Consider the following 4,772-nt stretch of genomic DNA (forward strand, 5'->3'; position numbering starts at 1 on the left):
ATCTTCATATGAATATACTCCGATATTTTTTTTCACTTCCTCAAAATGTATATATGTATCTTTTATAAATCTTATTACAGTTATATATTTTTCTTTATTTCTTTCTATATCTATATAATAAAAAAGTTTTGGGTATATTTCTTTTAAAGACTTAACACCGTCTCTAAATGCTGCATTCTTACTTCCGCATGAATTTTTTTGATTAATTACACCGCTAAAAGAATTTATTAAAGCCTCAAGATCATTTTCTTTAATATTTTTTATATCTTCAAAATTTGATAATTTATTTATAGAATCTATTGTATTTGATATCAATACTTTAAATTGTTTTATAGTATTATTTTCACTTCCGTCATCATTGATTAAAGAACTGCTTAAAAAAGATATTTCATTATGAAGTTTTTTATAATCTTCTTTTATATTCAATACAGACAATGCTCTTTTTTCAAATTCATCTATAGTTTTTAGTCTTGGCTTTATTTTTAAAAGAAAACTCAATATTTTATCTGCAAAATCATCTTTAGATTCTTCAGTATATATTCTGTATATTGTACGTATTGTTTCGCTATAGCTAACCTCATTAAGTACATTAAGTATTTCATCTTTTAATGTTTCTTTTATATCAGAATTATCTTCCAAAATAGAAGCATTAGGAGGCATAGCAAGAGACAAGGCATTTTCCATAGCTATAGAATTAGCAAATGAATCTATAGTGGATATTTTAGCATTTGTAAGTATATCTTTATAAACTTTCTGCCAGTACTCTTTTTCTTTTGCTGTATTTACAAATGATATTTTATTTCTTACTTTAAGCCTTATTCTAAGAAGCATCTCATTGGCTGCTGCTTTAGTGAATGTTATAACTACTATAGAAGATACTTTTTCTCTATTTTCCAACAATTTTATATATAATTCTGTTATAGTGCTTGTTTTACCTGTACCTGCTGAGGCATTAACAAAACATATTCCATTGTTAAAAAAACAGTTTATTATATCCTCTTGCTGTTTATTTAATGCAAATTCCATGTATAATATAATAACATGAATACATAATAATTCAAATTTAAAATGCTTGAAAAATATGGTATATATATTATGATAAACATTCTAATTAATTAGATTATGGAGATTTTATGAATAAAAACAATATTGGGTATATATTTTTTATAGCTTTTATATTTTTATCTATATTTATAATGTATAAACTATTAAAACCATTCGGCATGATTATATTCTTTGCAGTAGTTTTTTATGTAGTCTTAAATCCATTATTTATAAAAGCTATGGGAAAAAGCTATAAGAAAAAAGATAAATTATCCACTATTAAAAGAAATACTCTAGCATTACTTTTTTCTCTTACATCTTTAATTATATTTTTAGTTCCTACAAGTATATTGGCATACACTATAATAGTTCAGCTTATAGATATATCAAATATAGGAATAAAATACTTTATGAATCTTGATGTTAATGAAGTTTTAAGAAACTCCAATATAAATAATTTCTTAAAAACTCTTCCTATAGATGTGTCTATGGAAACTATATTAAAAAGAATACAGGATTCATCACTTTCTAATTTAACATTTATAAGTTCATATTTAACACAAAATGTTGCAAGTTTATTAAAAAGCACAGGCGGATTTGTAAGTTCATTTATATTTATGATGTTCTCATTATTCTTTTTCTTTATAGACGGAGAATATTTAGTAGAACAGGTAAGAACATTAGTACCTATAGAGGGAAAATATCTTGACAGACTTATAAAGCAGGTATCTGAAGGTATTAAAGGTATTGTATTCGGGAATTTATTTACTGGATTATTTCAAGGAATTTGTGCCTTTATAGTATATAGTGTATTTGGAGTTGCAAATTCATTTACATTTGCATTTCTTACTATAATAGCATCTTTTATGCCTATAATAGGAACTACTATAATATGGCTTCCTTTAGGTGTGCTATTTATTATTAACGGACAATTAATAAAAGCCATAATATTTGTTATTTGCTCTTGGTTTTTTATCACAATACCTGATAACTTTGTGCGTCCTCTTCTTCTTGGAAATAGAATAGAACTTCATCCATTATTTATTTTCTTTGCTATACTTGGAGGAGTTTTATTCTTCGGACTGTCTGGAATTATACTAGGACCTTTAACTTTTATACTATTCTTTGAAATTATGAAAATATACAATGAAGAGAGAATATTAGAGGCAAAAAAAGAAAAAATCCTAAGAAGAAGAAAAAAAATATTGTAAGAGTTAATAAAAAATGATAAAAATACTAATTATAGGAATGAATTATATAGGAGATACTATATTTATTACTCCGCTTATAAGAGCTGTAAAAAAGCATTATAAAGACTGCATTATTGATGTTGTAAATGGTGCTAAAGGAATTGATATATTAAAAGAAAATCCTTATATAAATAATATAATTGTAAGAGATGATAATGCATTAGAATATATAAAAAAACAAAAATATGATATAGGATTAACTGCTACAACAGCATTTTACGGGGCTTCGTTATTATATAAAGCTAAAATACCTGTAAGAGTTGGAGTAAACAGTGAATGCAGAGGATTTCTTCTCACTAAAAAAACATCTTGGAAAAAACATAAAAGACATATTGTTGATACTATACTCTCTATACTCAAGCCTCTTAATATAAGTGATGACGGAATTGGTACAGAAATATTCTTAAATGAAGAAGAAGATAATTTTGGAATAAATAAAATGAAAGATTATAAAAATGCTTTGCTTGTACATGGAGGAGCTACTAGAATAAGCAAAAGATATGGTTATGAAAATTTTTCTAAACTTATAGATATGTTCTACAGAGAAAAAAAAGTTCCCGTAATATTAATAGGCTCTAAAGATGATATAAGTTTTGCTGATAATATGAAAAGCAAATTAGGAAATATAATTAAAGATGACTTTACAGGCAAATTAAATATAAGAGAGCTTATATCTGTAATAAAACATTCTTATGCTTTAATAGGAGGCGACAGTGCACCTCTTCATATAGCTAATGCCTGCAATATATATTCTATAGGCATATTTGGAGATACCCTTCCAGTCATTTACGGTGCCAGAGGAATTAAAGCATTTAATATAGAGGCGAGAGAAAAATACTGCAGTACTATAAAAAGTTTTCACTGCGAATATATAAAAAGAGGCTGCAAAACTATTGACTGTTTGAAAAAATTAGAACCTGAAGAAATTCTACCTAGTCTTATTAATATATACAAAAATATAGAGTAAATATTTTTTTACAAATTATAGTTGTTTAAGTATTTTAAAATAAAATTAATTAATTGCAAGCAGTGTTTCCTGCAGAGCCTGCATATACTCTCTTGCTCTTGAAGCATTAGGATTAGAAGGATATTCTGATACAAAATTATCTAAAGCTTTATAAGAATCGGAATATCTTCCCACTTTGAAATATGACAAACCTATATAAAGAAGTGCCTCAGCGTCTAATGTATAAACATTATTTAGTCTTACCCTATTATAATAATCAATAGCTCTGTTATAATTTTTTTCATTATAATAAGACTGTGCTATTCTAAATAAAGCCTCTTCAGCATACTCTGTTCTAGGAAATAATTCTGCTATTTTTGTATAGTACATTCTCGCTTTTATATAATTGCCTTCTACAAAAGTTTTATGTGCCATTGCTGGAACTTGTATTAAGTATGTTCTTACAACTTCATCATAATATATACTTGTTTTATTATATTTAAGGAAATCCTCATAAGTTTCAAAAGCTCTGTCATATTCATTCATATTAAAATACACTCTTGCCCTTCCTAAAACAGCTAATTCTCCATCAGCTCTTAAAAAATAACTTAATGCTTCACCATATTTTTTCTGAAGGAACAACTGATATCCATACTGAATATTCATCTTTGAAGCCAAATCTTTATCCGCTGTTTTTAAATTTTCCTGCAATTTTGACATTATATAAGGATCAGCACTATTTTCTAATCTTGAAATATCTGCATAAGCTAGAACTGCATTTGTAGAATAATATACAAAATTAGGATTATTGATTATATCCGTAAGTCTTTCTTTTGCTAAAGAATATTTTTTTAATCTCTTTAATGAATCTGCAACCATAAAATATGATTCTGCTATATTAGTTATAGGTCTGGATCTACTATCTATGGATAAATATTCATTTAAATTATTAATAGCATCTTCATAATTTTCTATCTCATAACTTCTTTTACCCTTCTGAAAATATCTTTCTGGTGAAGATAAGGCAGAAATTTTTGTAATAAATACTCCGCCTAAAATAGCTACTATTGTTATAACAGATGCCAAAACTGCTGCATAAGTTTTCATAAATATTTACACTCCAATCATAAATCGCTTAAAACCTGATTAATCCAAAAATTAACCTCTTGAGCATTATAAGTCTTTATTCTGTTAAAAACTCCTAATGCATTATTTTTTCTTCCTAAATATTTATAGCATTTTCCTAAAAGTAAATTAACTTTATAATAAATATCATTATTAATATTTCTTGACGATATTGGCTCTAGAATATTAGCTGCTAATAAATAATTTTTATTTTTAAACTCTGCCAATGCTCTATTATAATCATTATTATATTTAATGATTAAAGATGATGAGGAAGCATTATTATTAACTCTATTTGTAATATTATACCTATTTGTTACAGAATATATATTAGTCAATGCATACACATTTGTAACTGAATATACATTAGTTTGTATATATGTATTTGTTATATTATTAGTATTAAA

The 4,772-nt window shown here is 25.8% G+C and carries 4 protein-coding genes and 1 pseudogene; 2 read left to right on the top strand and 3 right to left on the bottom strand.

What is annotated here, in order from left to right:
* Nucleotides 1-1,026 (bottom strand): UvrD-helicase domain-containing protein (locus tag KQ44_RS06285; RefSeq protein WP_168171258.1); only part of this gene is annotated, 1,026 nt, incomplete at its 3' end.
* A 107-nt stretch (nucleotides 1,027-1,133) separates the two neighbouring features.
* On the opposite strand from KQ44_RS06285, the gene KQ44_RS06290 reads away from it, so the two are divergent.
* Nucleotides 1,134-2,255, top strand: a complete 1,122-nt coding sequence (locus KQ44_RS06290) for an AI-2E family transporter (RefSeq protein ID WP_143277847.1) — start codon at nucleotides 1,134-1,136, stop codon at nucleotides 2,253-2,255.
* Nucleotides 2,256-2,268: 13 nt separating this feature from the next.
* Nucleotides 2,269-3,261 carry a glycosyltransferase family 9 protein gene (locus KQ44_RS06295; protein ID WP_096736702.1) on the top strand — a complete coding sequence of 331 codons (993 nt, stop codon included), beginning with the start codon at nucleotides 2,269-2,271 and terminating at the stop codon, nucleotides 3,259-3,261.
* Nucleotides 3,262-3,306: 45 nt separating this feature from the next.
* Here KQ44_RS06295 and KQ44_RS06300 read toward each other — a convergent pair whose 3' ends face one another.
* Together KQ44_RS06300 and KQ44_RS06305 are read right to left on the bottom strand one after the other, a co-directional pair.
* A complete protein-coding gene (locus KQ44_RS06300) occupies nucleotides 3,307-4,347 on the bottom strand; it encodes a tetratricopeptide repeat protein (RefSeq protein WP_096736703.1) in 1,041 nt (346 codons plus the stop codon).
* A 17-nt stretch (nucleotides 4,348-4,364) separates the two neighbouring features.
* Nucleotides 4,365-4,772, bottom strand: a pseudogene (locus tag KQ44_RS06305) (hypothetical protein); the annotation flags it as partial.

The organism is Brachyspira sp. G79 (assembly GCF_002379365.1).
Taxonomy (GTDB): domain Bacteria; phylum Spirochaetota; class Brachyspiria; order Brachyspirales; family Brachyspiraceae; genus Brachyspira.